Origin of the sequence: Roseovarius mucosus, assembly GCF_002080415.1 — a bacterium.
GTDB classification, from domain to species: Bacteria; Pseudomonadota; Alphaproteobacteria; order Rhodobacterales; family Rhodobacteraceae; genus Roseovarius; species Roseovarius mucosus_A.
On record NZ_CP020474.1, the window covers coordinates 2,736,454 to 2,762,089 of the forward strand.

Annotated in this window: 18 protein-coding genes; 9 read left to right on the top strand and 9 right to left on the bottom strand. The window is 65.0% G+C overall.

Going from position 1 to position 25,636, the window contains the following annotated elements:
* Positions 1 to 166: 166 nt before the first annotated feature.
* The 6 genes from ROSMUCSMR3_RS13110 to ROSMUCSMR3_RS13135 all read right to left on the bottom strand — a co-directional run bounded on the left by ROSMUCSMR3_RS13110 (position 167) and on the right by ROSMUCSMR3_RS13135 (position 15,051).
* On the bottom strand, positions 167 to 826 hold the full coding sequence (locus tag ROSMUCSMR3_RS13110) for a 4'-phosphopantetheinyl transferase family protein (RefSeq protein ID WP_081507583.1): 660 nt from the start codon (positions 824 to 826) through the stop codon (positions 167 to 169).
* A complete protein-coding gene (locus ROSMUCSMR3_RS13115) occupies positions 823 to 5,313 on the bottom strand; it encodes a MupA/Atu3671 family FMN-dependent luciferase-like monooxygenase (protein WP_081507584.1) in 4,491 nt (1,496 codons plus the stop codon). The genes ROSMUCSMR3_RS13110 and ROSMUCSMR3_RS13115 overlap by 4 nt, the downstream gene beginning before the upstream one ends.
* Complete coding sequence (locus ROSMUCSMR3_RS13120) at positions 5,310 to 6,272, bottom strand: glycosyltransferase (RefSeq protein ID WP_081507585.1); 963 nt, start codon at positions 6,270 to 6,272, stop codon at positions 5,310 to 5,312. Before ROSMUCSMR3_RS13120 ends, ROSMUCSMR3_RS13115 begins: the two co-directional genes overlap by 4 nt.
* Positions 6,269 to 12,658 carry a type I polyketide synthase gene (locus tag ROSMUCSMR3_RS13125; RefSeq protein ID WP_237183448.1) on the bottom strand — a complete coding sequence of 2,130 codons (6,390 nt, stop codon included), beginning with the start codon at positions 12,656 to 12,658 and terminating at the stop codon, positions 6,269 to 6,271. The genes ROSMUCSMR3_RS13120 and ROSMUCSMR3_RS13125 overlap by 4 nt, the downstream gene beginning before the upstream one ends.
* 104 nt (positions 12,659 to 12,762) lie before the next feature.
* Positions 12,763 to 14,130, bottom strand: a complete 1,368-nt coding sequence (locus tag ROSMUCSMR3_RS13130) for an oligosaccharide flippase family protein (protein ID WP_081507587.1) — start codon at positions 14,128 to 14,130, stop codon at positions 12,763 to 12,765.
* A gap of 78 nt (positions 14,131 to 14,208) precedes the next feature.
* Entirely contained in the window at positions 14,209 to 15,051 is an 843-nt protein-coding gene (locus ROSMUCSMR3_RS13135) for a glycosyltransferase family 2 protein (RefSeq protein ID WP_081507588.1), read from the bottom strand.
* Positions 15,052 to 15,143: 92 nt separating this feature from the next.
* Between ROSMUCSMR3_RS13135 and epsE the strand changes: the two genes are divergently transcribed.
* Complete coding sequence (gene epsE, locus ROSMUCSMR3_RS13140; RefSeq protein ID WP_081507589.1) at positions 15,144 to 16,361, top strand: exopolysaccharide biosynthesis GT4 family glycosyltransferase EpsE; 1,218 nt, start codon at positions 15,144 to 15,146, stop codon at positions 16,359 to 16,361.
* Here the strand turns inward: epsE and ROSMUCSMR3_RS13145 are convergent.
* Entirely contained in the window at positions 16,346 to 16,603 is a 258-nt protein-coding gene (locus ROSMUCSMR3_RS13145; RefSeq protein ID WP_008279327.1) for an accessory factor UbiK family protein, read from the bottom strand. The genes epsE and ROSMUCSMR3_RS13145 overlap by 16 nt on opposite strands.
* A gap of 95 nt (positions 16,604 to 16,698) precedes the next feature.
* On the opposite strand from ROSMUCSMR3_RS13145, the gene lgt reads away from it, so the two are divergent.
* The 4 genes from lgt to ROSMUCSMR3_RS21780 all read left to right on the top strand — a co-directional run bounded on the left by lgt (position 16,699) and on the right by ROSMUCSMR3_RS21780 (position 19,775).
* Entirely contained in the window at positions 16,699 to 17,589 is an 891-nt protein-coding gene (gene lgt / locus ROSMUCSMR3_RS13150) for a prolipoprotein diacylglyceryl transferase (RefSeq protein ID WP_081507590.1), read from the top strand.
* Entirely contained in the window at positions 17,586 to 18,647 is a 1,062-nt protein-coding gene (locus tag ROSMUCSMR3_RS13155; RefSeq protein ID WP_081507591.1) for a class I SAM-dependent methyltransferase, read from the top strand. Before lgt ends, ROSMUCSMR3_RS13155 begins: the two co-directional genes overlap by 4 nt.
* Positions 18,644 to 19,399, top strand: a complete 756-nt coding sequence (pgeF, locus tag ROSMUCSMR3_RS13160; RefSeq protein ID WP_008279324.1) for a peptidoglycan editing factor PgeF — start codon at positions 18,644 to 18,646, stop codon at positions 19,397 to 19,399. Before ROSMUCSMR3_RS13155 ends, pgeF begins: the two co-directional genes overlap by 4 nt.
* 244 nt (positions 19,400 to 19,643) lie before the next feature.
* Positions 19,644 to 19,775, top strand: coding sequence for a hypothetical protein (locus ROSMUCSMR3_RS21780; protein ID WP_257788533.1), 132 nt, complete (start codon positions 19,644 to 19,646; stop codon positions 19,773 to 19,775).
* Positions 19,776 to 19,779: 4 nt separating this feature from the next.
* On the opposite strand, the gene ROSMUCSMR3_RS13165 is transcribed toward ROSMUCSMR3_RS21780, so the two are convergent.
* Together ROSMUCSMR3_RS13165 and ROSMUCSMR3_RS13170 are read right to left on the bottom strand one after the other, a co-directional pair.
* The gene (locus ROSMUCSMR3_RS13165; RefSeq protein WP_081507592.1) at positions 19,780 to 20,193 is read right to left on the bottom strand and encodes a VOC family protein; all 414 of its coding nucleotides are present in this window, start codon (positions 20,191 to 20,193) and stop codon (positions 19,780 to 19,782) included.
* The gene (locus ROSMUCSMR3_RS13170) at positions 20,190 to 21,218 is read right to left on the bottom strand and encodes an NAD(P)/FAD-dependent oxidoreductase (protein ID WP_081507593.1); all 1,029 of its coding nucleotides are present in this window, start codon (positions 21,216 to 21,218) and stop codon (positions 20,190 to 20,192) included. The genes ROSMUCSMR3_RS13165 and ROSMUCSMR3_RS13170 overlap by 4 nt, the downstream gene beginning before the upstream one ends.
* A gap of 64 nt (positions 21,219 to 21,282) precedes the next feature.
* On the opposite strand from ROSMUCSMR3_RS13170, the gene mnmD reads away from it, so the two are divergent.
* The 4 genes from mnmD (at position 21,283) to preA (ending at position 25,635) form a co-directional block, all read left to right on the top strand.
* Positions 21,283 to 21,960, top strand: coding sequence for a tRNA (5-methylaminomethyl-2-thiouridine)(34)-methyltransferase MnmD (gene mnmD, locus ROSMUCSMR3_RS13175; protein WP_081507594.1), 678 nt, complete (start codon positions 21,283 to 21,285; stop codon positions 21,958 to 21,960).
* Positions 21,961 to 21,970: 10 nt separating this feature from the next.
* On the top strand, positions 21,971 to 22,837 hold the full coding sequence (locus ROSMUCSMR3_RS13180; RefSeq protein WP_008279319.1) for a DMT family transporter: 867 nt from the start codon (positions 21,971 to 21,973) through the stop codon (positions 22,835 to 22,837).
* A 161-nt stretch (positions 22,838 to 22,998) separates the two neighbouring features.
* Positions 22,999 to 24,327 carry an NAD(P)-dependent oxidoreductase gene (locus tag ROSMUCSMR3_RS13185; protein ID WP_081507595.1) on the top strand — a complete coding sequence of 443 codons (1,329 nt, stop codon included), beginning with the start codon at positions 22,999 to 23,001 and terminating at the stop codon, positions 24,325 to 24,327.
* 3 nt (positions 24,328 to 24,330) lie between these two features.
* The gene (gene preA / locus ROSMUCSMR3_RS13190) at positions 24,331 to 25,635 is read left to right on the top strand and encodes an NAD-dependent dihydropyrimidine dehydrogenase subunit PreA (protein ID WP_008279316.1); all 1,305 of its coding nucleotides are present in this window, start codon (positions 24,331 to 24,333) and stop codon (positions 25,633 to 25,635) included.
* Position 25,636 lies beyond the last annotated feature (1 nt).

A 25,636-nucleotide genomic window follows, 5' to 3' on the forward strand; every position in this document is an offset into this window, starting at 1 on the left:
CGGGATGTTTCATGCTGACGGAAGGGCCCGCGCAGGCGGGCTACCATCCTATCAGCCGAATGCCCCCAAACGGCCCTGACAGATTTAGGTCTCAACTTGGCCACAATCTAGCAATCGTGCCACAATTTCGCCACAGGTTATTTGTCGAGCTTTGGAAACACTGTGTTCAGAGGCGGGGCAGCGTGACGAGGGCCGCTAGCATATCGCCGGCTTGCAGGCTGTGGCCGGCAAAGCGCGTGGCGCGGGCGAAGGGGGGGCAAGCGATCTGGAGTTGGGCGGAAAAGCGGTGCGATCCGTCAAAGGTGATTTCGAGGTCGTGGAAGGACAGCAGCCTGCGGCTTTGGGCATATTGCGCCTTGTAGGTGGCCTCTTTGGCGCAAAAGAGGCGGCGGGAGAGGAGGCCGCTGGGGTCTTGGGCCAATGCTGCGCGCTCGGTCGGGGTGCAGATCGTGGTCAGGATATCCTCGGGCAGGGGCAAGGCGGGTTCAAGATCAAGACCAAGCCCGGCCCAATGTTCGGACAGGCCCACCAAGGCCATACAGGTTCCGGCGCTATGGCTGATCGTGCCGGTCACGCCCTGAGGCCAGAGCGGCGCGCGGTCCGGGGCCATGGCAATTGCGGTCGGCGGAAGGCCGAGTATCGCCATCGCGGCGCGTGTGGCACGCCTGCCTGCCGCGAATTCACGGCGGCGTGCGGGCACCGCGCGGGCGATGGCGGCGGTCTCGATAGGCCAGAGGCCCTTTGCCTCTGCCGCAGGATCGCAGGCTGCCAGTGCCAGCCCCTTGGGCAAAAGCGGGCGAAGCGCCGATATCAGCGCCTCGCTCACCCGTGCCGGGCCGCGCGCATGGCGCGGCGGCGGGCCATGGCATCGGCCCGCGCATCGGCCCGACCGGGGGCCGGGGCCGCAGCGGGGGTATTGGCGGGCGTCGGGGCCACGTCGCCCCGCAATTCCGCCACACGTGCGGCCAGAGTGGCGAGTTTCGGGCAGCGGAAGATATCGGTGATGCTGAGCCGGTCGACCGCCAGCGTGCTGCGGATTTCGCGATGCGCCTGCACCGCCAACAGCGAATGACCGCCCAGATCAAAGAAACTGTCCTGCGCGCCGATCTCGGACACGCCAAGGATTCGCGCCCAGATCGCCGCGATATCACGCTCTATCGTATTGGCAGGCGTGACCGGCTTGGGGGCGGCGGCGGGGCGGGGCGCTTTCACTTGCGTTTCCGGCGCAGGCAGCGCTTTGCGGTCCACCTTGCGGTTGGGGGTGAGGGGGAAGTGATCGAGCAGCATGACATGCGCCGGGATCATGTGGGCGGGCAGATGCGTGGCCAGATGCGCGCGCGCGGCCTCGGGTGTGGTTGTACCGCGCAGATAGGCGACAAGGCGCATGTCGCCGGGGGTATCCTCGCGCGCCAGCACCACCGCTTGTGCGACACCTGCGCAGCCCTCGAGTGCGGCCTCGATCTCGCCCAGTTCAATGCGGTAGCCGCGCAGTTTCACTTGCGCATCGGCACGCCCGATGAAATCGAGCCGCCCGTCGGCGCGCCAGCGCACCAGATCGCCGGTGCCATAGATGCGCCCGCCCGTGCGAAACGGATCGGGGCGAAAGCGGTCTGCTGTCAGATCGTCGCGCCCGAGATAGCCGCGCGTGACGCCATCGCCGCCAATCCAGAGCTCTCCGGCTATGCCGACGGGCACTGGCTGCATCGCGGAATCCAAAACATACGCCTGCGTATTGACAATGGGCGTGCCGATGGGGCAGGGGCCGGGTGTGTCTTCGGCGGGGCCGGTGGTGGACCAGATGGTGGTTTCGGTGGGGCCATACATATTGGTCATCCGGGCGCGCGTAACTTGACGCAACTCTTGCACCAGAGAGCCGGGCAGCGCCTCGCCGCCCAGCATGAGATACCGCAGCCGCCCGAGGGCGTGGCGGGATTCGTCATTCATGGCGATCATGCGCGCCATGGACGGTGTGCATTGCAGATGCGTGACACCGTGGCGCAGGATTTGTGCGGCGATGGAAAAGTCATCGGGCGCGATGGCCCCCACGCGGTTCGAGCGTTCCAGCACGCGGGCGAGCGGGCGCAGCCCATCAAGCACCTGTCGCGCGGGAATACCGTAGTCGATGAGGCAGGCCACCTCATCCACGCCGATGCGTTTGAGCCCTTCGACGCGGGCGACGCAATCCTCGACAGTGCCGAAAAGGCCGGACTCCTCGAAATAGCGCTCGAAGGCGAAATCGAGGATGCCGTCGAGTTCCTCTTCGCTGAGCGATCCAAGGTCCAATTCAAACGGGTTGCTCACACCTTGGGGGCGTTTGAAGGCGGGAAAGGCCCAAGCGTATTGTTTGATGAGGGCGGCGGCGGAGCGCAGATAATCCTTCATCGGTTCGCGCGCCACGCGCCGCGCCTCGTCGCGGGTTTCGGCCACATAGCTATGCAGCATCAAGGTCACGGTAAAGGCATCCGGATCATGGCCCGCCTCGCGCAGGGCGTTGCGGTAGAGCGTGATCTTGCCCGCCACCTCGTCAATGGATTGGCCCAAGAGATGCGTCAGCACATTGGCCCCATGTGCGCCCGCCTCGCGCCATGTTTCGGGGTTGCCGGCGGTTGTCACCCAGACGGGCAGCACCTTGGACACCGGGCGCGGTTGCGTCACCACGGCGTGCATCGTGCCATCGGCGCGGGGGAATTCCACCGCCTCGCCGCGCCAGAGGCGGCGCAGATCGCGGATCGCCTCGAACATCGCGGGCTTGTTGTTGGGCGGGGTATTTTGCGGGCGCAGGATGAAATCATCAGGGTGCCAGCCGCTTGCAATCGCCAGCCCGGCGCGCCCGTTGGTGAGGTTGTCGATCACCGCCCATTCTTCGGCAATGCGGGCAGGATGGTGGAGCGGGGCCACGCAACTGCCCGCGCGCACGGCGATGTTCTGCGTGACGGCAGCGACGGCTGCGCCGGTTACCGAGGGGTTTGGATAGGGGCCTCCAAAGGCGTGGAAATGTCGCTCGGGTGTCCAGACCGCGCAAAAGCCGTGGGTATCGGCGAATTGCGCGCCCTCGAGCAGGGATTTGTATTTGTCGCGCCCGGAACCATCGTCATTGCCCCAATAATAGAGGCTGAATTGCATCCCCCGGTCAGAGGTGGCGAGCTGCCCCGACGAGACCAATGCGCGGCTTTCCTCGCCGCTGAGGATCACGGTGTAGCCGCGCGCGAGGGTGTAGAAGAGTTCGAGCACGGAAATGTCGAAATTGAGGCTGGTCACCGCAAGCCAGACGGCACCTGGTTCTGCCGGGATACGGGTATCCATCCCGGCAAAGAAATTGGCGACGTTGCGATGCGTGACCATGACGCCCTTGGGGCGGCCCGTCGAGCCGGAGGTATAGATCACATAGGCCAGATCGTCGGGGCCTGCGCCGCCGTCAACCTCTGTGTCGGGTGCCTGCGCAAGTCGAGCGTCGGTGTCGAGCGTGAGGGTCTGCGCCGTTGGCGGTAGGGTATGGGCCACGTCAGAGCGGGTGACGACCACGCGCGCGCCACTGTCGCTGAGGTAGAGCGCCAGACGTTCGGCGGGATAGGCCGGGTCCATCGGCACATAGGCCCCGCCCGCCTTCCAAATGGCCAAGGCGGTGGCCAACATATCGGCAGAGCGCGGCAGGCAGAGGCCCACCAGCACGCCGGGGCCAACGCCCATCTGGCGCAGCACATGGGCGATGCGGTTGGCGCGGGTGTCTAGGGCTGCGTAGGTGAGGGTTTCGGCCTCGAATACCACGGCGCGGGCCTGAGGCGTCTTGGTGATCTGGGTGGCGATCAGGCGGTGCAGGGGGCGGGCGTCATAGGGGGTGTCGGTGCGGTTCCACGCCTCTGTGACCAGCTTGCGCTCGGTCTCGGGCATGGGGGCGCGGTCGCCATGGGCAAGCGCCTCGAGCCGCCGTGCCAGCAGATCGGCCATGGCGGGCGAGAGCCGCGCCGCGTCATAGGTGAGCGTGGGCCTATCGGATAGGTCGATGGTCAGCGCCGTGCCGGGGATAAGGCCACGCCCCGCGAGACGCAGGCCGATATGAGGGGTTTGGGCTGCGTCAAACGCCGGGTCCCGGGCAAAAAGATCAAGCGCGAAGGCCCCGCGCGCCTCGGCCTCTGCGACGGCGTCGGGCAGGTCTGTTATTGCTACTGGCACCCAAGGGCAGACATGGCCCGGCCGGGCTGCGGCCTCGACCGCCGCACCTGCATAGGCGATATGCGTGGCCTCTGCGCCGCCCAAGCGCGCGGCCCAGAGGCCGATGGCGTCGAGTGCATCGGTGGGCAGATCAAGCGGGCGGCGTTCTTCTGCGCCTGCACCGTAGCCCAAGGGCAGGGTGACGGGACGCATGGCGCGCAAGGCGCTGCGCCAATAGCCATCCTGGGGCGCAAGTTCTGTCAAAAAGCCGGTGACGGCATCGGTGGTCAGCACCGATCCCACGGCGACCTCAGTAAGATCGACCGCGCCACCCTCTGGCCCGGTCAGCGCGCTGAGCCGCAGGGCGCCAGAAGCGGTGGCAACGGTCAGGCGGGTGGCCTCGACGCTGAGAACCAGCCCCGGTGTGCCGCTGCCCGGCACGACCTCGGCCCGGCCCACGAGAAGCACGCGGCCGCCCGCAATGATCCGCGTCTTGTTGAGCGGGTTGGCATAGCCGCCGTGATCAAGCGCGCGCACCAGCCGCGCCAAGGATTCGGCGGGTTGGGTGAAATCGAGGCAGAGCCCCTCGGGGCGCTGATCGCGGGCGAAATAGCTGCGCGCGCTGAGGTCTTGGGTCTGCGCCGTGACAGCCCCCTGTTCAAGGGCCGTGATCACATCGGCAAAGCTGTCGAGCGCTGCGGCATAGCATTTCGCGTTGAGGGTAAAGGCGGTTTCATCCCCGGCGATGTCGACCATGCGCTGTGTCAGGATGCGCCCCTCGTCTACCCCGCCTTCGATCAGGTGCCAGGTGATGCCATGCTGTGCCTCGGCGTTCAGAATGGCCCAGACCGGCGCATTGAGACCGGCGTAGCGCGGCAGTGGGCCATCGTGGAAATTGACCGCGCCGCCTGTGGCGCGCGCCAGCACAGTTTGCGGCAGAAGATCGAGATTGGCGATAGACAAGAGCCAGTCACAGCGTAGATCGCCCAAGCGCTCGGCCAGCCCCGGACCGGGGGGCACGATGCGCAGCCCCTTTGCCTCGGCCCAAGCCGCGACATCCGCGTGGCGGGTGATCACCGCCGCGATGCCATGCCCACGCGCGAGCCAAGCAGTGCCACAGTGCAGGGCAAGGGATTCGTTGCCGATCAAGAGGGCCTGCATCATGGCTTGATCCTTTTTGGTCTGTTCAGCGCCGCGCCAAGATCGCCCAGCACCAGATCGCGCAGGAAATAGGGTGGGCTGCCTGCGCCCTTGCGGCGCAGAAGCCGCCAGAGCGTGCCAAGCCCGGCCCCCAGCACATGCGCCAGCGTGACAAGGGCGAGATAGGCCGCACCGTGGTTCTTGGTGAAATAATAGCGGCGTGAGGCGAACCAATAGGCGGGCACGCGGCCCCATCCCTTCATGCCGGTACTGACCGAGCCGATATGTTCGACCCGGCTGTCGGCGACAAAATCGGTGCGCCAGCCCGCGCGCGCGGCGCGCAGGCACAGGTCGGTTTCCTCGAAATAGAGAAAGAACCGCTCGTCAAAGCCGCCGATTTGATCAAGCACGTCTTGGCGGATCATCAGGCTGGCCCCGGCCAGCCAATCGACGGTTTGTGTGGTCTGGGGCACGGGCAGGGGCACGGTGTGATTGCGCAAAAGGCGGCTGAAGGGGCCGATCCGCGCCGCCCCTTCGAATTCGCCCAAGATCGAGGGAAAGCGAAAGCAGGTGACATGCGCTGCCCCATCGGGGCCGTGGATATAGCTGCCTGCAAGGCCGGTTTTGGGATGGGTTTCCAGATGGTCGAGCAAGGCGGCGATCGCATCCGGGGCGGGAAAGGCATCGGAATTGAGGATATAGACGTAATCAGGCTGGGTGCCGTCGCTAAGACCGGCGCGCATGCCTGCGTTATTGCCCGCGCCAAAGCCGCCGTTATGCCCGGATTGCACCACGCGCACGCGGTCCCAATCGGCTGTGGCACCCTTCATCGTTTCGAACGAGCCATCGCCGGAATTGTTGTCGACCAGCACGATTTCGCCGGCAATGCCCTGCATGGCGCGCAGAGCGGCCCCTGCCGCCTTGAGGCTCATGTCGGGTGTGCGCCAGTTGAGCACGATTGTAAGGACGCGGGGGGCAGTCATTCCGCGGCTTCCCGGTGATCGGGGGCGGCGGGTAGGGATTCGGCTGCCGCGATCACCCGGCGCAGGCGCGCGGCCAGCACGCGCACATTGGGTTCAAGCACCATGGAGTCATGCGTTCCGGGCACCTCTGTCACCTGCACCTGTGGGGCAAAGCCGGACCAGTCATTGTCAGGCAGAACATAAGCGCGCTCGCTGCTGACCCACCGCCCGTCCGAGACCTGCCATTTGCCCACCAGCGGCGGGCGGAAGAGATGCAGCGCGCCCGCCCATGGCCGCACCTGATATTTCGCGATGGCGCGGTAAAAGGCGGCTTCGATGGCGCTGTCGTGGAAGTGATGCGCGTCGGTTTCTGACGCGGGTTTGGGGCGGCGTTTGGTGATTTCCCACGCCAGCCTGCGTGCCGCCCAACGCAGCGGATAGAGCGGGCCGCCAGCCTTGAGTTCCTGCCCTTGGATCATCAGCCGGTCGCGGCGCGAGAGGGGGCGGCGCTGTGGCAGCGGCGTGTCGAGCATGACAATGAGCGCCACCTCTTCACCAGCCGCGTGCAGTTGCTGCGCCATTTCATAGGCGGTGATACCACCACCAGAGAAGCCACCCAAGAGATAGGGGCCGTGCGGCTGTATCTGCCGGAGTTCGCCGATCATGTCGGTTGCGGCCTCGGTCAGATCGTCATGCGGGGCCGCCCCGCCATAAAGGCCGCGTGCCTGAAGGCCGTAGAAGGGCCGATCCTCGCCCAAGAGATGGGCCAGATGCCGCAGGTTCAGCACATTGCCGAACATGCCCGCGACAAGGAAGAAGGGGGTTTTCGGCCCGCCTTCGCCCCGGTGCATCGGCACCAGGTGGGTAAAGCGGCGCTGCGGTTCTTGTGGTGCGGGCGCGTCTTGCCCGGCCTCTTGCGGGCCGATCTGCGCCTCGATGAGGGCGGCACAGGCGCGGATTGTGGGGGCCTCGAACAGGATCGAGATGGGAAGATCGACGCGATAGGCCTTGCGGATCATGCCAAAGAGGCGGACGGCGATGAGGGAATGGCCGCCAAGGTCAAAGAAGGAATCCTCGGCGCCGACCTGTTCCAGCCCCAGAAGGTCAGACCAGAAGCCTGCCAGTCGGGTCTCAATCTCGCCCTCGGGGGCGGTGAAATCACTGTCGAGATCGGGGCGTTCAAAGCGTTGACCGGCGGTGTCGGGGCCTTCTGCGCCCGCCTCGGCCTGCGCGATAAGCGCGGGCAGGTCGAGCGAGGAGATGAGGATTTGCGGCGCGGGTTGCGCCAAGGCACGGCGAAAGGCCTCGGCCCCGTCGGCAGGGCGAATCCCTTCGCGCAGGTTATGGCGCAGGCGCTCTTCGGCGGGGCTTGTGGGTGCGCTCTCGGTCTGGCCTTCGAACCGGACGTCGCTGGCGCGCGGGGCGGTGAGGGTTAGCCCGCCCGCCTGTTTGCGGATGGCAAAATCAGTGATCTCGATCAGCACCTGGCCCGTGGCATCGCAAAGCGTGATGTCAAAGCGCGCGGTTTCGTCGCGTGCGCTGTTTTGGGCGGCGTTGCGGACATGAGACCAGACCTCGGCCCCCAAGGGGGCGTGGACGCGTAGCGCGCCATAGGACATGGGCACCCAGAGGTCTGCCCCGTCATAGCCCGCAATCAGCCCCATGGCCCAGCCCGTCGCGATATCCATCAGCGCGGGGTGCAGGAGATAGCCTGCGGCAAGGTCGTGCTGGGCCGGTTCGGGCAGGCGCAGATGCGCCAGACCCTCGCCGGTGCCCAAGCCCATGGCGCGCAGCACGCGCCAGCGTGGGCCGAACTCAAGATGCACCTCTTGCGGGGCTGGGAGGGCTGTATCGCCCGCCTCCTGCCAAGTTTCCATACGATTACGTATGGAAGCGATGTCCAACGTTGTGGGCGGTTTCAAAGGAAGCAGGCTCAGCCCCGCCTCGGCCAGTGTGACCCAGCCTTGCCGCCCGGCCTGTGCATGATCGCCCTCGATCCGGGCGGCATAGCCGGTGTCGTTACGGGTGAGGGTGAGGCGCATGTCGCGGCTGCCACCCTCGGGCATGTCGAAGGCGCGCAGGAACCACAGATCGTGGATTTCAAACGGGCCATCCTCGCCCTGCGCCCTCAGCGCCTCGGCGAGCAATTCCAGATAGCCGGTGCCGGGCAAGAGCGCCTGACCGGATTTGGTGCGGTGCTGATCGAACAGCCAAAGCCCGGCGTCATAGCGGGCGTGCAGCACCCGGTTTCCTGTTGCATCATGGCTGGCCTCATGCACCAAGGGGGCCGCAACCGGCAGGCGCGGGGCGGCGATGGTCTCGCCACGTTGCTGGGCCACCGCTTCGGCGGCCATGCCCACCTCGGACCAGATACCCCAGTTGAGGGCAATCACGCGGGTTTTGTCGCCGGCGCGGCTCCGGGCATAGGCGTTGAGATAGGCGTTGGCCGCGACGTAATCCACCTGCCCCGCCGGGGCGGTCGCGGTGGAGGAGGAGGAAAACAGCACCAGCCAGCCGAGTGTGCCGTCTGGAAACACCTCGTCCAACACCTGCGTGCCGTGGATTTTCGGCGTGAACACATCCTCGATTGTGTCGGGGCTTTTGCTGAGGAGGGGAGCGTCCTTGATCACGCCAGCGGCATGGATCACGCCATGCAGCGTGCCAAAACGCGCCTCGATTTCGGCGCGGGCGGCGTGCATATCCTCGATATTGCTGACATCGCCTGCCACGACCATGACTTGACCGCCCAAGCCTTCTAGCCGCTCGACCGCAGCGATGCGGCGGGCCAGCGGATCGCCTGCACCGCGCGTGGCCAGTGTGCGCGGCCAGTCGGCGCGGGGCGGTAGCGGGCTGCGGGCCATGAGCGCGATTTTGGCGGCGGACTGTGTGATGAGATCCTCGGCCAAGGTAAGGCCGATGCCGCCAAAGCCGCCGGTAATGAGCACCGTCTGGCCCTGTGACAAAGGGGTTTGAGGGGGCAGGAGGGGGGCCGCGCGCCAGCCCGCCTCATAGCGGCGCGCGCCGCGCTGCGCCGCCACATGGCTGCGCGGCGGCTGCATCAGATCCTCGATCACCTGCGTCACCAGCGCCGCGTCGGTCCCGCGCGCAGGCAGCGCCAGATCAAGGCTTGCTGCTGTCACCCCCGGCAATTCGCGGGGGATCACCCGGAGCGGCCCCATCAGCGTGGCCTTGGCCGGATCGCGCAATCCCTCGTCGCGGACCTGCGCCGCGCCATTGCTGATCGCCGTGATGTGCAACGGGGTCGAGAGCCCCTCATCCGCCATGGCCTGTGCCAGAAAGAGCAGGCTGTAGAAGCCTTGTTCCTGCACGCGGTGGAAAAAGCTTGATCCGGGGCGGTGGCGGGCGTCTTGGGTGACAAGCCAGAAATGTGCGATGCGGGTGGGCGCGCGCCCCTCGGCCATCAGCGCGCGGATCAGCGCGTCATAGCCTTCGCGCCCGCGTTCCGGCGAAAGGGCGTAGCGGCCCGGTGCGAGTGCGGCAAAGGCATCGCCCGTCGTAACATACGTTACCGTATGCTTTGCGGCCTCCAGCCGTTTGCCGACGGCGGCGGCAAGCCCGGTGTCATCCTCGAAGATCAGCCATGTCTCGGGCGGCAATGCGGCCAGATCGGCATCGCTGGCAATTTCGACCTCGGCCAGATGGGGGCGCCAATGGGGCAGATAGCCCCAATCGGTCAGGTTGTCGCGGCGCGTGGGCCAGGTGTCTTGCTCGGGTTTGCGCGCCTTGCCGGGGGCGATGAAATAGGGTTTGTGCTGAAAGGCGTAAGAGGGCAGCGGCACACGGGTGCGCCGCGCCTCGCCCCAGATCTGATCCCAGTCTATATCGACGCCCACCGCCCACATCCGCGCCAGCATCGCCATGAAATAAGCATCGTCGGCAATGTTGTCGTCGGGGTGACGCAGGCTGCCGATGACCTGATTGGCGCTGATCGCGCCATGCGCTTGGGCGAGGGAGCTCAGCGCCTTGCCCGGCCCTACCTCGAGAAACACGTGTTTGCCGCCCTCGGCCAGACGCCCCAGACCATCCGCGAAATGCACCGTGTTGCGCAGGTGGGCGACCCAATAGGCGGGGTCTGTCGCCTCGGCCGCGGTGAGGTAATCGCCGGTGCGGTTGGACAGGATCGGGATTTGGGGTGCGTGCAGGGGGATGGAGTGCAGGTAGTCGCCAAAGCGGCCCAGGATCGGTTCCAGCATGCGCGAATGCGCGGCGATGTCGATGGGAATGCGGGTGGTTTCGATCCCGTCCCCAGCCAGACGTGCGGCCAGATCATCCAGCGCTGCCTGTGGGCCAGAGGCCACGCTGAGGCCCGGCGCATTGACGGCGGCAATGTCGAGTGCCTCGCCCAGATAGGGGCGCAGCGCCTCGGCCCCGAGCGGCACGCTGAGCAATCCGCCCTTGGGGATAGTGTCAAACAACTGCCCGCGCAGATGCACCAGCCCGATGCAATCCTCAAAGCTGAGCACGCCCGCGAGACAGGCGGCGGTATTCTCGCCCATGGAATGCCCGATGAGGGCGGCGGGGGTTACGCCCCAGCTTTGCCAAAGCTGCGCCAGCGCGTATTCGGTGATCATGATCAACGGCAATTGCACCGAGGGCTGTTTCAGCCGTTCGGCGGCGGAGGCCATATCGGCGGGCGCAGGCAGCCAGAGCGCGCGGATGTCGTAATCGAGTTTGGGTTGCAGCACCGCGAGGCCACGATCCATCCATTCGGCAAAGACCGGCTCGGTCTCGTAGAGGTCACGCGCCATGCCGGCATATTGCGCGCCGCCGCCGGGGAACATGAACACGACATCGGGGGCATTGAGCGCCTCATGGGTGAAGACGCGGCGCGGATCGCCCTTTTCCAGCAGGGTTGCGGCCTCGTCATGGCTGCTTGCCACGACCACGCGGCGGCGTTCAAAGGCGCGGCGACCTTGCTTGAGCGTCCAGGCGATATCGGCCAGGTCCTGCTCGGGATGGGCGCGCAGATGTGCGGCAAGGCGGGCAGAGTTTTCCTCCAGCGCCGCTTTGGAGCGGGCAGAGATCACCAGCGGCTGAAACGGCCAATCGCTGGCCTCGGGGGCTGCGCGGGCGGGCGGTTCTTCCAGAACCACATGGGCATTGGTGCCGCCCACGCCCAGTGAATTCACGCCCGCACGGCGGGGGTGGTCGCGGCGCGGCCAAGCGCTCAGCCGGTCATTGACCGCAAAGGGGCTGCCGTCAAAGGCAATCGCGGGGTTGGGGGCCTCATAGCCCAAGGAGGGGGGCATTTGCCCGTGATAGACCGCGAGCGTCGCCTTGATCAGGCTGGCCACACCTGCCGCCGTATCCAAATGGCCGATGTTGGTTTTGACGCTGCCGATGCGGCAGAAATCGACCGCTTGGGTGGTTTCGCGGAACGCTTGGGTAAGGGCAGCGACCTCGATCGGATCGCCCAGATAGGTGCCGGTGCCGTGGCATTCGACGTAATCGACGGTCTCGGCGGAAATGCCTGCCACCGCCTGCGCCTCGGCCACGGCGGCGGCCTGACCGTCGACCGACGGGGCGAGATAGCCCGCCTTGGCTGCGCCGTCATTATTGACGGCAGAGCCCTTGATCACGCCCCAGATGTGATCGCCATCGGCTATGGCGTCGCTGAGCCGCCGCAGCACCACGACGCCTGCACCAGAGCCGAACACCGTGCCCTGCGCGCGGTGGTCAAAGGCGTGGCATTCGCCGTCGGGCGACAGGATCTCGCCCTCTTTGTAAAGATAGCCGCGCCCCTGTGGCATCTCGATGGTGACACCGCCCGCGAGCGCCATGTCACATTCGCCATTGAGCAGCGATTGCGCCGCCACATGCACCGCGACAAGCGAGGTGGAGCAGGCGGTTTGCAGCCCGAGCGAGGGCCCCTTGAGATCAAGAATATGGCTGAGCCGGGTGGTCAGGAAATCCTTGTCATTGCCGGTGTGACGCAACAGGAACATGCCGACATCGTCGACCAGATCGCGGTTGGAACAGAGGTTGAAATAGAAATAGCTGCCCAGGCCGCAGCCCGCGAAAACGCCGATGGCGCCGGGGAAATGCTCGGGTGGGTGACCGGCATCCTCAAGCGCCTCCCATGCCACCTCCAGAAACCGTCGGTGCTGAGGATCAAGGATCGCGGCCTCTTTGGGGCCAAAGCCGAAGAACTCGGCATCGAACATCTCGAATCCGTCAAGGGGGGCGGCGAAGGGCACGTAATCGGGGCGGCGGAGGGTCTGCGCGCCCTCACCTGCGGCCAGCAACTCGGCCTCGGTCATGCGGCGGATCGCGCGATGCCCGGCGCAGAGGTTTTGCCAATACTCCGCCACGTTCCGCGCCCCCGGCAGGTGCGCGGCCATGCCGACAATGGCAATCTCGGTGCCGTCGGGCGACGGTTGGGTCATGTCATCCGCCATCAAATCCACTGCTCAAATCATATCGGGTGCAGCATCGCCAGACAATGCGACTGTTTTGCGGCAGGCCCTTGGCGATAATGGTGTTTTCGCCCCTACCAGCCCGATAGCTGCGCCAGATCAGTGAGGGCTGCGCCATTGAGCCATAGCGCCAGCGCCGCCAGCGCCAGCCCTAGCGCTGTCATGGCGGCGTCATGGACCGGATCCCAGGCCCGCATGTGCCGCGCGAGCCAGATCACCACCGGATAAGCCAGCACCATCGCCGCGCCATAGCCCAAGAGCGCGCCCATGAGGCCGCCCCATTCGAGACCCAGCAAGAGCGCCAGAATCATCGCCGCCGCCTTGGCCAGCGTCAGGATGAAAAAGCGCCGCGAATCCCCCGCCGCAAGCGAGGCCTGATCATAGGTCATCACGATGATCTGCGGCAGTTGCATGAGCGCCATCAGCACCACCACCGCGCCCGCCATGGCATAGCGGTCGTCATACATGATCCCGATCAGCCAGACGCCAAGGAGGGCAAACCCGGCCGACAGCGCCATAAGCCCGCCTGTCACTGCAAAGCGCATGCGCCGCAGTTTGGCGAAATTGGCGGCGCTCTCGTGGGGGGGGAGTTCGCGGTAGATCGGAATAAGCAGCCGCCAAGTCAGCATATGGCCCAAGAGCATCGGAAAGGAGGCGAGGAAAAAGCCGATGTTATAGACGCCGAACACATCGAAGCTGAGGTATTTGCCCAAGATCAGCTTGTCCGCCTGATTGAACAGAAACCCGCAAATGGTGCTGAGGAAAATCCATTTGCCAAAGTGGATGAGTTCCGAGGCGGCCAGCCGTTCCCAGCCCATGCGGTTGCCAGCCCCCGGCAGGAAGAGCCAGAAAAGCACCAGCGCCACGCCCGCGCTGAGCACGCCCGACACCACCAGCGCCCAGACCGAGTGCCACCACCACGCCAGCGCCACCGCCGCCACGATGCCGGTGATCTGCACGGCGAATTCGATGGCGGTGACCCGGCCCCAACGCAGATGCCGTTTGGCGGTATCAAGCGCGGTAGGGTTGAACCCGGTGATCAGGAGCGACAGCCCGGCCACTGGCAAAAGCTGCATCAAGAGCGGTTCGTCATAGATCACCGCCACCGGCCAGGCCAAGGCACAGGCCACCAGCCAGAGGCCCGCGCCGCGCAGCACCTGAATGGTCCATGCCGTGTTGAGAAAGGCGGGATCGTCGCCGCGTTTGCTCTGCATGATGGCAGGGCTTACGCCCACGTCAGAGAATTGCATAAGGCCTTGGATGATGACCGAGACAATGGCCATCAGGCCGAAGGCCTCGGGGAAGAGAAGGCGGGCAAGGATCAGGTTCGACGCCAGTCGCAGCACCTGCGCGCCGCCAAATCCCGCGACGGTCAGCGCAGAGGAGCGTAGAGCGCGTGCCAAAAGCCCCTCACCCGTGAATATCGCCTTGACCTGCTGCATTTGCCCCCTCTGCCTTTTGGGTGTTTCTTGTCCGAGATTTGCGGCCATTTGACGGCCTTTGATTGAAATCTCGGGGATTTATCGCCCGCGCGCCCAATCCGTGCCACCCCGCCTTGCGCGAACGGCCAAGGCCACGGCGACGTAAGCGAGAAAGCCCAGAGGCGCGCGCAGGGCGGCGCGCAGCACCCATCCCGGCCCACTTGGCCGCGCGTCGTCATTGGCGAGGAGCGCCGGGTAGTGGCGCGCAATCTCGGCCACGCCCGCATCTTGTCTGCGGCGCACCCGGACGAGTGCGCCGAACCCCTCGACAAGGGGCCAATCATAGCGCGCGGGCACCGCATGGCGTTCGCGGGGGGTGAATTGCAGCCGGGCAAAGGTGTCGTCCGAGATGATCCCCGGCCAATCGCCCCACCTTGCGCGGCCTGCGCGGTTCATCGCGAAAAGGCCGCAACCCGGCACGCCGGAGTGGAAAAAGGGCACTTGGCGATAGAAATTGGCATAGAGGCGGCTGAAGCGGTTTGTGGGGGCGGGGATGACCACCTGACCGCTTGCATAGCGTGGTTCGGGGCGGTCGAGGGCTTTGGCGATCTGGCGCAGGAGCGGGGGCGAGACCATCACATCGGCATCAAGATAGGCCAGCACCGCGCCCCGCGCCACGGCCTCGCCCGCGCTGAGCGCGCCGGGTTTGCCGCCCTGCGGCAGGTCGAGCAGGGTGAGGGACCAGTCGCGCGCCGCTGCGCGGCAGGCCTCGGCCTCGGCCAGGGTGGTATCGCGGCAGCCATTGGCGACCACGATCACCTCGGCCCCGCCCGGCACCGGGTCTGAGGCAAAGAGGGCGCGCAGGCAGGCGCCGATCATGCCCGCCTCGTTATGGGCGGGGATGATGACGCTGAGCCGGGGTGCGGTTTTGCCTGTCAACAAAGGGTTTCCAAATCCATCGCCCGCGAGCCTGTGCTGAGCCTGCGCGGCATGCTAGAGCTTATCCGACAAAGCGGCGGCAAGCGGAACCGAAAATGCCTGAACCGATCAATCTTGGCTATCTTGTGCCTCAGTTTCCGGGGCAGACGCATATTTTCTTTTGGCGCGAGATTGCGGATCTGGAGCGGTTGGGGTGTGTGCCGCATCTATTTAGCACGCGGCCGCCGCCGCCCGGACTTGTCTCGCATGACTGGTCAGACGCTGCGATTGCGCGCACCACCTATCTGGGGCGGCCCACGCCCGGTCACGCGCTTGCGGGTCTCTTGCGCGCGCCGTGGTCTGCGATCCTGCGCGAAGGGCAGGGGGGCGAATTCCTTAAGGATGTGCTGATCTGCCTGCCTGCGGCGCGGGCGTTGAGTGCGGCGTGTCGCGCGCGGGGGATTGGCCATGTGCATGCCCATTCCTGCGGGCGTGCCGCGCTGATCTGTGCGCTGGCGCGGCTGATGGGGGGGCCAAGCTATAGCCTGACGCTGCATGGGGCGCTGTCGGATTATGGCCCCGGTCAGGGGTTCAAGTGGCGGCATGCCAGCTTTGCCACGATCATCACCCACAAGCTGATGGCGGAAATGCGCGAGGTCATCGGCCCTGACCTGCCTGTCGACGTGATGGTGCAGCCAATGGGCGTGGATACCGAAGATTTCAAGCGTGACACGCCCTATCAGCCGCCACGCCCCGGCGCGCCTTTGCGGATTTTTTCCTGTGGGCGATTGCACCGGGTCAAAGGGCATCAGGATTTGCTGAGCGCCGTGCGATTGTTGCTGGATCGCGGGATTGACGTGCAGTTGGATATTGCGGGCGAGGATGACGCGGGCGGCACGGGCTATCGCGCCGAATTGCAGGCGCATCTGGAGGCGTTGAATTTAGGTGCGCATGCCCGCCTGCTTGGGGCGATCAGCGGGCCAGAGGTGCGGCGGCACCTTTTGGCGGCGGATGTGTTTGCGCTGGCCAGTTGGCACGAACCACTGGGCGTGGCCTATATGGAGGCGATGGCCTGCGGCGTGCCGACGATTGGCACGGATGCTGGCGGAGTGCGCGAATTGATCGATTCGGGCGAGAGTGGCCTATTGGTGCCACCCAAAGCGCCGGAGGTGCTGGCCGATGCGATTGCGGCGCTGGCCGCTGATCCGGACCTCTGCGCGCGCCTGTCAGAGGCCGGGCGCGCGCGGGTTTTGCACGATTTTCGTTCGTCCCAAGGGGCCGAAACGCTGATCGCGGGCGCGCGCCGGGCCTTGGCGGCTCAGGGGCGGTTTTGACCGCTGTTTGACTCCATCGCGTCAATCCGCGCCTTGAGCGCTTCGTTTTCTTCGCGCGCCTTCTGAGCCATGGCGCGCACGGCGTCGAACTCTTCGCGGGTGACGAAATCGCGGTCGGCGAGCCAGCGGTCAATCAGCGATTTCATCGCGGTTTCGGCCTCTGCCCGCGCGCCTTGGGCCACGCCCATGGCATTGGTCATCAACTGGCTGAGATCGTCGAGCACTTTGTTACGGGTCTGCATCGGTTTCTCCGGCGTTACATTTGCTGTCTTATATGTGTTGCCGGGACCAGATCACAAGGTTGACTTGGCCCAGAGCCAGAGGCACAGAGACGCATATGCAGGCCATGATCCCCTTTCCCGACATTTCGCCCGAGATCTTTTCGATCTCGCTTTTTGGTATGGAGTTTGCGCTGCGCTGGTATGCGCTGGCCTATATCGCGGGTATCGTGATCGGCTGGCGGCTGGTGGTGGCGAGCGTGCGCCGTCCGGGGCTGTGGCCGGGGGGTGTGGCGCCGATGCGGCCCGAGCAGGTCGAGGACCTGCTGACATGGGTCATTCTGGGGGTCATCCTGGGCGGGCGGCTGGGCTATGTGCTGTTCTATCAACCGGGCTACTACCTTGCCAATCCCAGCGAGATTTTGGCGGTTTGGCAAGGCGGCATGGCGTTTCACGGTGGCCTTATGGGCGTGGTGCTGGCGGTGTTGCTGTTTTCGCGCAAGCAGGGGATTGCGTGGCTATCGGTGGCTGATGCGCTCTGCATGGTGACGCCGGTGGGATTGCTGCTGGGGCGGATCGCGAATTTCATCAATGGCGAATTGTGGGGGCGGGCGACGGACCTGCCGTGGGGTGTGGTTTTTCCCTCGGCGGCGGCGCAGGATTGTGCCGGGGTTGTCGGGCTTTGCGCGCGCCATCCCTCACAGCTTTATGAGGCGCTGCTTGAGGGGCTGATCCTTGGGGCCGTGCTGTTGTGGCTGGGCTGGCGGCGCGGCGCGCTGCGGGTTCCCGGCACGCTGACGGGGCTGTTTTTCGCAGGCTATGGTGTGGCGCGGTTCATGGTGGAATTTGTGCGCCAACCCGATGCGCAGTTTGTGGGTGAAGGCAACCCGCTGGGCTGGGCGCTTCAGCTGGGCGAATTTGGCCTGACCATGGGGCAGATTCTGTCGTTGCCGATGATTGCCTTTGGAATTGGCATGGTGCTCTGGGCGCGGCGCGCGCAGGCGGCATGAGCGGGCTGCGAGCGCATATTCTGGCGCGGATCGCCGAGGCTGGGCCGATGAGCCTTGCGGATTATATGGCGGCGTGCCTGATGCACCCCGAGTTTGGCTATTACGCAACGCGTGATCCGTTTGGGACAAGGGGCGATTTTATCACCGCGCCTGAAATCAGCCAGATGTTTGGCGAGTTGCTGGGGCTGTGCCTTGCGCAGGTGTGGCTGGATCAGGGACGGCCGGCGCGGTTTTTGCTGGCCGAGTTGGGGCCGGGGCGCGGGACGCTGATGGCGGATGTGCTGCGCGCGACGCAGCGCGTGCCGGGGTTTCGCGAGGCTGCCGAGGTGCATCTGGTCGAGGGATCGGCAGTCTTGCGCGCGGCGCAACGCCGGGCGATTGCGGGCGATGTGATCTGGCATGAGCGGGTTGAGAGCCTGCCGGAGGACCCGCTTTACCTGCTGGCAAATGAGTTTTTCGATGCGCTGCCGATCCGGCAGTTTCAGCGGTCTGGCGAGGGCTGGCGCGAGCGGGTCGTGGGACAGAGCGCGGGCCAGTTGCTGCTGGGTCTGGGCGGGCCGGTGGCACCGCCTGCGCTGGCCGAGCGGTTGGCGGACACACGCGAGGGCGATATTGTCGAGACTTGCGGGCCTGCGGCGGCGGTCATGGCAGAGATTGGCGCGCGGATTGCGGGGCAGGGCGGTGCCGCGCTGATTGTGGATTACGGCGATTGGCGATCACTGGGCGATACGTTTCAGGCGCTCAAGGCGCATCAGCCGGTTGATCCCTTGGCCGAGCCGGGGGCGGCGGACCTGACCGCGCATGTGGATTTTGAGGCGCTGGCGCTGGCGGCGGCACCTGCGATGCACACGCGATTGACGCCGCAAGGGGTGTTTCTGGAGCGGTTGGGGATCGCGGCGCGGGCCGAAGCCTTGGCGCGCAATCTGAGCGGCCCGGCGTTGGAAACGCATCTGGCGGCATATCAGCGCTTGACCGGGGCAGAGGAAATGGGGACGCTCTTTAAGGTGATGGGCCTCTATCCCGAGGGGGCCGCACCACCACCCGGATTGGAGCCATGACGCTAGAAATTCTCACTGCTGACAGCCTGGCCCCGCTGCGCCACGGGTTTTTTACCCGCAGGGGCGGTGCGTCTTCGGGCGTGTTTGCTGGCCTCAATTGTGGCCCCGGTTCGTCGGATCAATCCGAGATCGTGCAGATCAACCGGGCGCGGGTGGCCGAGGCGATGGGGGTGGCCCCGGATCACCTGATCACGGTGCATCAGGTGCATTCGGCGGATGTGGTGACAGTCACGGGACCCATGGGGACGCGCCCGCGCGCCGATGCGATGGTGACGGATGTGCCGGGCGTGGCGCTGGCGGTGCTGACGGCGGATTGCCAGCCGGTGCTGTTTGCCGATGTGGCCAATGGGGTGATCGGCGCGGCGCATGCCGGATGGCGCGGCGCGCTGGATGGTGTGCTGGAGGCGACGGTTGTCGGCATGGAGGGTCTGGGCGCGGACCGCCGCCGCATCAGGGCCGTTATTGGCCCGTCGATTTCGCAAGCGGCCTATGAGGTGGGACCCGAGTTTATCGAGGCGTTTTTGGCAGAGGATTCGGACAATGCCCGGTTTTTTGCCAATGGCGAGGGCGGGCGGTATCAGTTCGATCTGCCGGGCTTTGGGCTGCACCGGCTGCGGCAGTCTGGCATCGGGCAGGCGGAATGGACGCGGCATTGCACCTATGCCGATCCCGAGCGATTCTATTCCTATCGCCGCACCACCCATGCCGGTGAGGCCGATTATGGCCGGCTGATCTCGGTGATCCGTCTCTGATTGGGGCGCAATTTGGGCCGAAATTGTGGGGCTATTCGGGCGGCATCGGGGATGCCCCAAGATGTCTTTGAAAAATTTTATTTAAATTCAATGGATTGAGATTTGGCTTGGATGGCTTGCATGCCCTGATCTTGTCTGAATTTTCACGATTTCCGTCAAACCTTGGCCCCAAACCGGCGGCATAGTTGCTGGTAACGAAACAATGAGCCCCGCAAATTGGGGCCAGAGGCAAGAGGTAAGAGCCATGAAAGCACGTTGGTTGAAATCGGTTGTGAAGCACAGCAAAGAGGCCGCCGTTGCGCTGCCGTATCAGCGCGGTCAGCGCAAGGTTGCGGTGCGGATCGTGGAACTGCCCAAGGCGGTCAAGACGGCCTGAGCGATCAGGCGCTGCTCTCGGCCCTGTTCGACACCTCGATCAGATTGCCATCGGGATCGCGCAGATAGAGCGAGCGGATCGGGCCAGTGGCCCCGGAGCGGGGCAAGGGGCCAAGCTCAACCGTTACGCCAAGCGCTGCGAAATGCTGCTGCCAGTCCTCTAGCGGGGTTTCACTGAGAAAGCACAGATCGGCGCTGCCGGGTTGGACATGCGACGCCTTGGGATCGAATTCCGCGCGCCATTGATGCAGGTTGATCTTCTGCGCGCCGAATTTGAGCGCCCAGCGTGTGCTGCCATCGGCGGGGTGAAACACCTCAGGCGTCATCCCCAGCACATCCCGGTAAAAGGCGCAGGTGGCCGCAATATCCGCCACGGTCAGCACAAGATGGTCAAGAGCGGCGAGTGTCGGCTGGGTCATAGGGACGCCTCTGGTTTGAAGTCATCGGGAATACTGTCGATGCCATCGAGCATCAGATCGGCCATGACCGCGCCCACCTTGGGGGCCATGCCAAAGCCGATTTTAAAGCCGCCATTCGCAACAAATTCGCCCGGTCGGAAGGGATGCGCGCCCAGCATTGGTGCGCGTGACCGCGAGCGCGGGCGCACCCCGGCCCAACGCGCGATCACGGGCGCACCCGCCAAGGCAGGCACCGCTGCCACGGCTTGTGCGATGACATCGTCAAGCTGGGCATCGGTGCTGGTGGGATCATCATAATTGCGCTCTGAGGTGGAGCCGACGGCAGTTGTGCCATCCTCATGCGGCACGATATGCACCTGATTGGCGAAAATTTGCGGCTGGTTGCGGGCGTCAAAGGCCAAAAGCGCGCCTTGCCCCTTAACCCCGTTGCCAACCGAGCGGGTATGCGCGGCGCTGAGCGCCTCGAGACCCGCGATGCCGGTGGCCCAGAGAATGCGACCCGTCATGGGGCCTTCGGTCACAACCTCGGCACCGCGCGCGTGCAGGGCGGCGACAAGGGCGGTGCAGGCCTGACGGGGATGCAGGCGCGCGGTGAGCGTGTCATGGATGATCTGGCCGGTGTCTGTTTCTGGGCACCACGGGCCGCTGGCGGGGATGATGCGCCATTCAGCCTGCCCCTGCCAGAGGGTTGCGGCGTTCTGGCTGCGCTCTTGCGCCAAGGCAAGGGCTGCGGCATCGGCGATGGGTTGCAGGCGGCCAAGGCTGGCATAACCGGGGGAGAGGTTCGAGACCTCGGCCACCTCGGCCCAGAACCCCGCGGCCATAAGCAGACTGTCGAGTTGAAACGCCTTTTTGCTATTCCAAAGCTCGGGCACATGCGGGGCCATGGCACCGACAATACCGCCCGACGCACCCGCGCCGGGGCCATGCGGGTCGATGACGCGCACACGTGCGCCGCGCCGCGCGCAAGACCACGCCACCGACAGGCCAAAGATGCCCGCGCCCATTACCGTGATGTCAACCATTGCCAATCCTTTGCCGTCGCGCGATGGTCGCGCGCGTTTTCGCCATGCTTTAGAGGATCGTACCATGCAGGACCAGACCGCAGACCTGATCTGGCGTGAGGGTGAGGTGCCGGTATCGGTGCGGTTCGATGATCCCTATTTCAGTCTCGACAATGGGTTGGCGGAAACACGGCATGTGTTTCTGGGGGGCAATGACCTGCCAGCGCGGTTTCGCGACGGGTTTCACATTGCGGAATTGGGGTTTGGCACCGGGCTGAACCTTTTGACCAGTTTGGTGGCGTGGCGGGCGGCGGGCGTATCCGGGCGTTTGCACTTTACCAGTTTCGAGGCCTATCCGATGGCCCCGCAAGACATGCGCCGCGCGCAAGCCCGCTTTGCGGAACTGGCGGGGGTCGCGGCGGAACTGGCCCCGCATTGGCAGGGGCAGGCACAGCGGATCAGCCTGCCGGACCTGGAGTTTACCCTGATTGCAGGCGATGCGCGCGAGACGCTAAAGGCTTGGCCGGGCAGGGCGGATGCCTGGTTTCTTGATGGGTTTTCCCCCGCCAAGAACCCCGAACTGTGGCAGCCAGAGTTGATGGCCGAGGTGGCGCGGCATACAGCGCCAAAGGGCACGGCGGCCACCTACACGGCGGCGGGCTTTGTGCGCAGGGGGCTTGAGGCGGCTGGGTTTTGTGTTACGCGGGATCAGGGATATGGCCGCAAGCGGCATATGACCACGGCCCGGAAAGACCACCCATGAAAGACCGCTCGTGACAGTTCAAAACACCCGCTTGGGCATCTGGTTGATGGTGCTGACCACGGTCATCTTTGCCGCGCAGGACGGCATTTCCCGCCACCTAGCCGAGAATTACAACGTGCTGATGGTGGTGATGATCCGGTTCTGGTTCTTTGCCGCCTTTGTGATGGTGATCGCCGCGCGCAAGGCGGGGGGCCTTCGGGCCGCGGCCACCACATCGCAGCCCTTGATGCAGGGGTTTCGCGCCGTGCTGTTGGTGGCGGAAATCTGCGTGATGGTCTATGGCTTTACCCTTCTGGGGCTGATCGAGGTGCATGCGGTCTTTGCCTGCTATCCGCTGTTGATTGCCGCGCTTTCGGGTCCGGTTCTGGGCGAACGAGTGGGCTGGCGGCGGTGGTTGGCGATTGCGGTCGGGTTCATCGGCGTGCTGATCATTCTGGAGCCGGGGCTGGGCGTGATCGACCCCAAGGCGATTGTGCCTTTTATCGCCGCTTTGATGTTTGCGCTCTACGGGCTTTTGACGCGCTATGTGGCGCGCAAGGACACGGCGGCCACGAGTTTTTTCTGGACCGGGACAGTCGGGTCGGTTGCCATGACGCTGGCAGGGATCTGGTTCTGGGAACCGATGACGTCGGATGCCTGGGCGTGGATGATCACGCTCTGCATCACCGGGGCGGCGGGGCATTACACGCTGATCAAATGCTACGAAGTGGCAGAGGCCAGCGCGGTGCAACCCTTTGCCTATCTGCAACTTTTCTTTGTGACGGGCATCGGGATTTTCATCTTTGGTGAAACGATTGCGCTGAACGTGGCCTTGGGCGGCGCGCTGGTGGTTGGCGCGGGTCTGTTTACGCTGTGGCGTCAGCGCAAGGTGGGGTGAGGCGGGGCGCTGGGGTTACTGGCCATTTGCTGCAATTTTCATCGGCTTTGCCCCCTGAGTGTTTCAGGGGGTTCTTTTTCGCGCGGCGATAAATTTTACCAATTGATAAAATTTCGAATCGTGGAATACTGATCCTCAGCCATCCATGACCGGAGACAGCCATGAGAGACCGCCAACTCGCCCCCGGTATCGTCGCAGGCCGGCTTGATCCCGCCGCCTTGCAGGGCAATTTCACCGATTTGCATCCCCCCCTTGATGATCACGAGGCGCTGGTGGCGGCGGATCGCTGTTATTTCTGCCATGACGCGCCCTGCATCACCGCTTGCCCCACCTCGATCGACATCCCGCTCTTTATCCGGCAGATCGCCACCGGCACGCCCGAGGCGGCGGCCAAAACGATCCTGAGCCAGAATATCCTGGGCGGCATGTGCGCCCGCGTTTGCCCCACAGAGACCCTCTGTGAAGAGGCCTGCGTGCGGGAGGCGGCCGAGGGGCAGCCGGTGCTGATCGGGCGGTTGCAGCGCTATGCGACGGATACCGTGATGGACCAAGGCGTGCATCCCTTTACCCGTGCTGCGCCGACGGGACGGCGGGTGGCGGTGGTGGGGGCAGGGCCTGCGGGGCTGGCCTGCGCGCACCGGCTGGCGATGAAAGGCCATGATGTCACGCTCTACGATGGGCGCGACAAGCCCGGCGGTCTTAATGAATTTGGCATCGCCGCTTACAAGAGCACCGACAGTTTCGCCGCGCGCGAGGTTGACTGGCTGATGCAGATTGGTGGGATCACGCTGGCCACCGGGCAGCGTCTGGGGCGCGAGATGACGCTGGCGGAATTGCAGGAAGATCACGACGCGGTGTTCCTTGGGATTGGTCTGGGCGGGGTCAATGCGCTGGGGCTGAGCGGCGAGGACCGCGAGGGCATGCGCGATGCGGTGGATTTCATTGCCGCTTTGCGGCAGGCCGAGGATCTGAGCGATTTGCCGGTGGGCCGCGATGTGGTGGTGATCGGGGGCGGCATGACGGCGGTGGATGCCGCTGTGCAGGCCAAACTTTTGGGCGCGCTCAATGTCACGCTGGTTTATCGGCGGGGGCGCGACCGGATGAACGCCAGCCGCTATGAACAGGATCTTGCGGCCTCCAAAGGTGTGCGGATCGTGACCAATGCCACGCCCATCGCGGTGCATGGCAATGGTGCGGTGCGCGAGGTTGAGTTTGAGTATTCCGACGACGATCTCAGGCCCACGGGCGAACGGTTCCGGCTTGCTGCTGATCAAGTGTTCAAGGCGATTGGTCAGACGCTTGAGGGGGCCGATTTGCCCGCGCTCGACGGGCGCAAGATCGCCGTTTCAGGCCCCGGGCGTACCTCCCTGCCCGGGGTCTGGGCGGGGGGCGATTGCGCGGCGGGGGGCGATGACCTGACCGTGACGGCAGTGGCCCAAGGGCGCGACGCTGCCGAAGACATCCACGCAACCTTGATGCCGGAGGGCTGAGCCATGGCGGATCTGACAACCAACTTTATCGGTATCACATCGCCCAACCCGTTCTGGCTGGCCTCCGCGCCGCCGACGGACAAGGAATATAACGTCCGCCGCGCGTTCGAGGCGGGTTGGGGCGGTGTTGTCTGGAAGACATTGGGCGAGGCGGGGCCGCCCGTGGTGAACGTCAACGGGCCACGCTATGGGGCGATTTACGGCGCGGATCGGCGGCTTCTGGGGCTCAACAATATCGAGTTGATCACGGATCGCCCGCTGGAAGTGAACCTGGAAGAGATGCGCCGGGTCAAGCGCGACTGGCCCGACCGGGCGCTGATTGCGAGCCTGATGGTGCCGGTCAATGAGGACGCCTGGCGCGAGATATTGCACCGGGTCGAGGATACGGGATGTGATGGTGTGGAGCTGAATTTTGGCTGTCCGCATGGCATGAGCGAGCGCGGCATGGGCAGCGCGGTGGGGCAGGTGCCCGAATATGTGGGGCAGGTGGCGCATTGGTGCAAGAAACACTCGAACCTGCCGGTGATCGTGAAGCTTACCCCCAATATCACCGATATCCGCAAACCCGCGCAGGCCGCCAAGGACGGCGGCGCGGATGCCGTAAGCCTGATCAACACGATCAATTCGATCACGAGCGTCGATCTTGATCTCTTTGCGCCTGAGCCCACGATTGACGGGCGGGGCGCGCATGGCGGCTACTGCGGGCCTGCGGTGAAGCCCATCGCGCTGAATATGGTGGCCGAGATTGCGCGCGATCCCGCCACGGCGGGCCTGCCGATCAGCGGTATTGGAGGCGTCACCACTTGGCGTGATGCGGCAGAATTCATGGCGCTGGGGGCGGGCAATGTGCAGGTCTGCACGGCGGCCATGACCTATGGGTTCAAGATCGTGCAGGAAATGATCTCGGGCCTGTCGCAATATATGGATGACAAGGGCTTTACCTCTGTTGACCAATTGGTTGGGCGCGCCGTGCCCAATGTGGTCAACTGGAAGGATCTGAACCTCAATTACGTGACCAAGGCCAGGATCAATCAGGATGACTGCATCAAATGTGGGCGCTGCTATGCCGCCTGCGAAGATACTAGCCATCAGGCCATTGCGATGTCCGAGGATCGGGTCTTTACCGTCAAGGATGACGAGTGCGTCGCCTGCAACCTCTGCGTCAATGTCTGCCCGATTGAGGGATGCATCACGATGGAACGGATGGCGGCGGGCATGGTCGATCCGCGCACCGGCGAGGTGGTGCAGGACGAGTATGCCAACTGGACAACCCATCCCAATAATCCGGGGCGCTGCGCGGCGGAGTAAA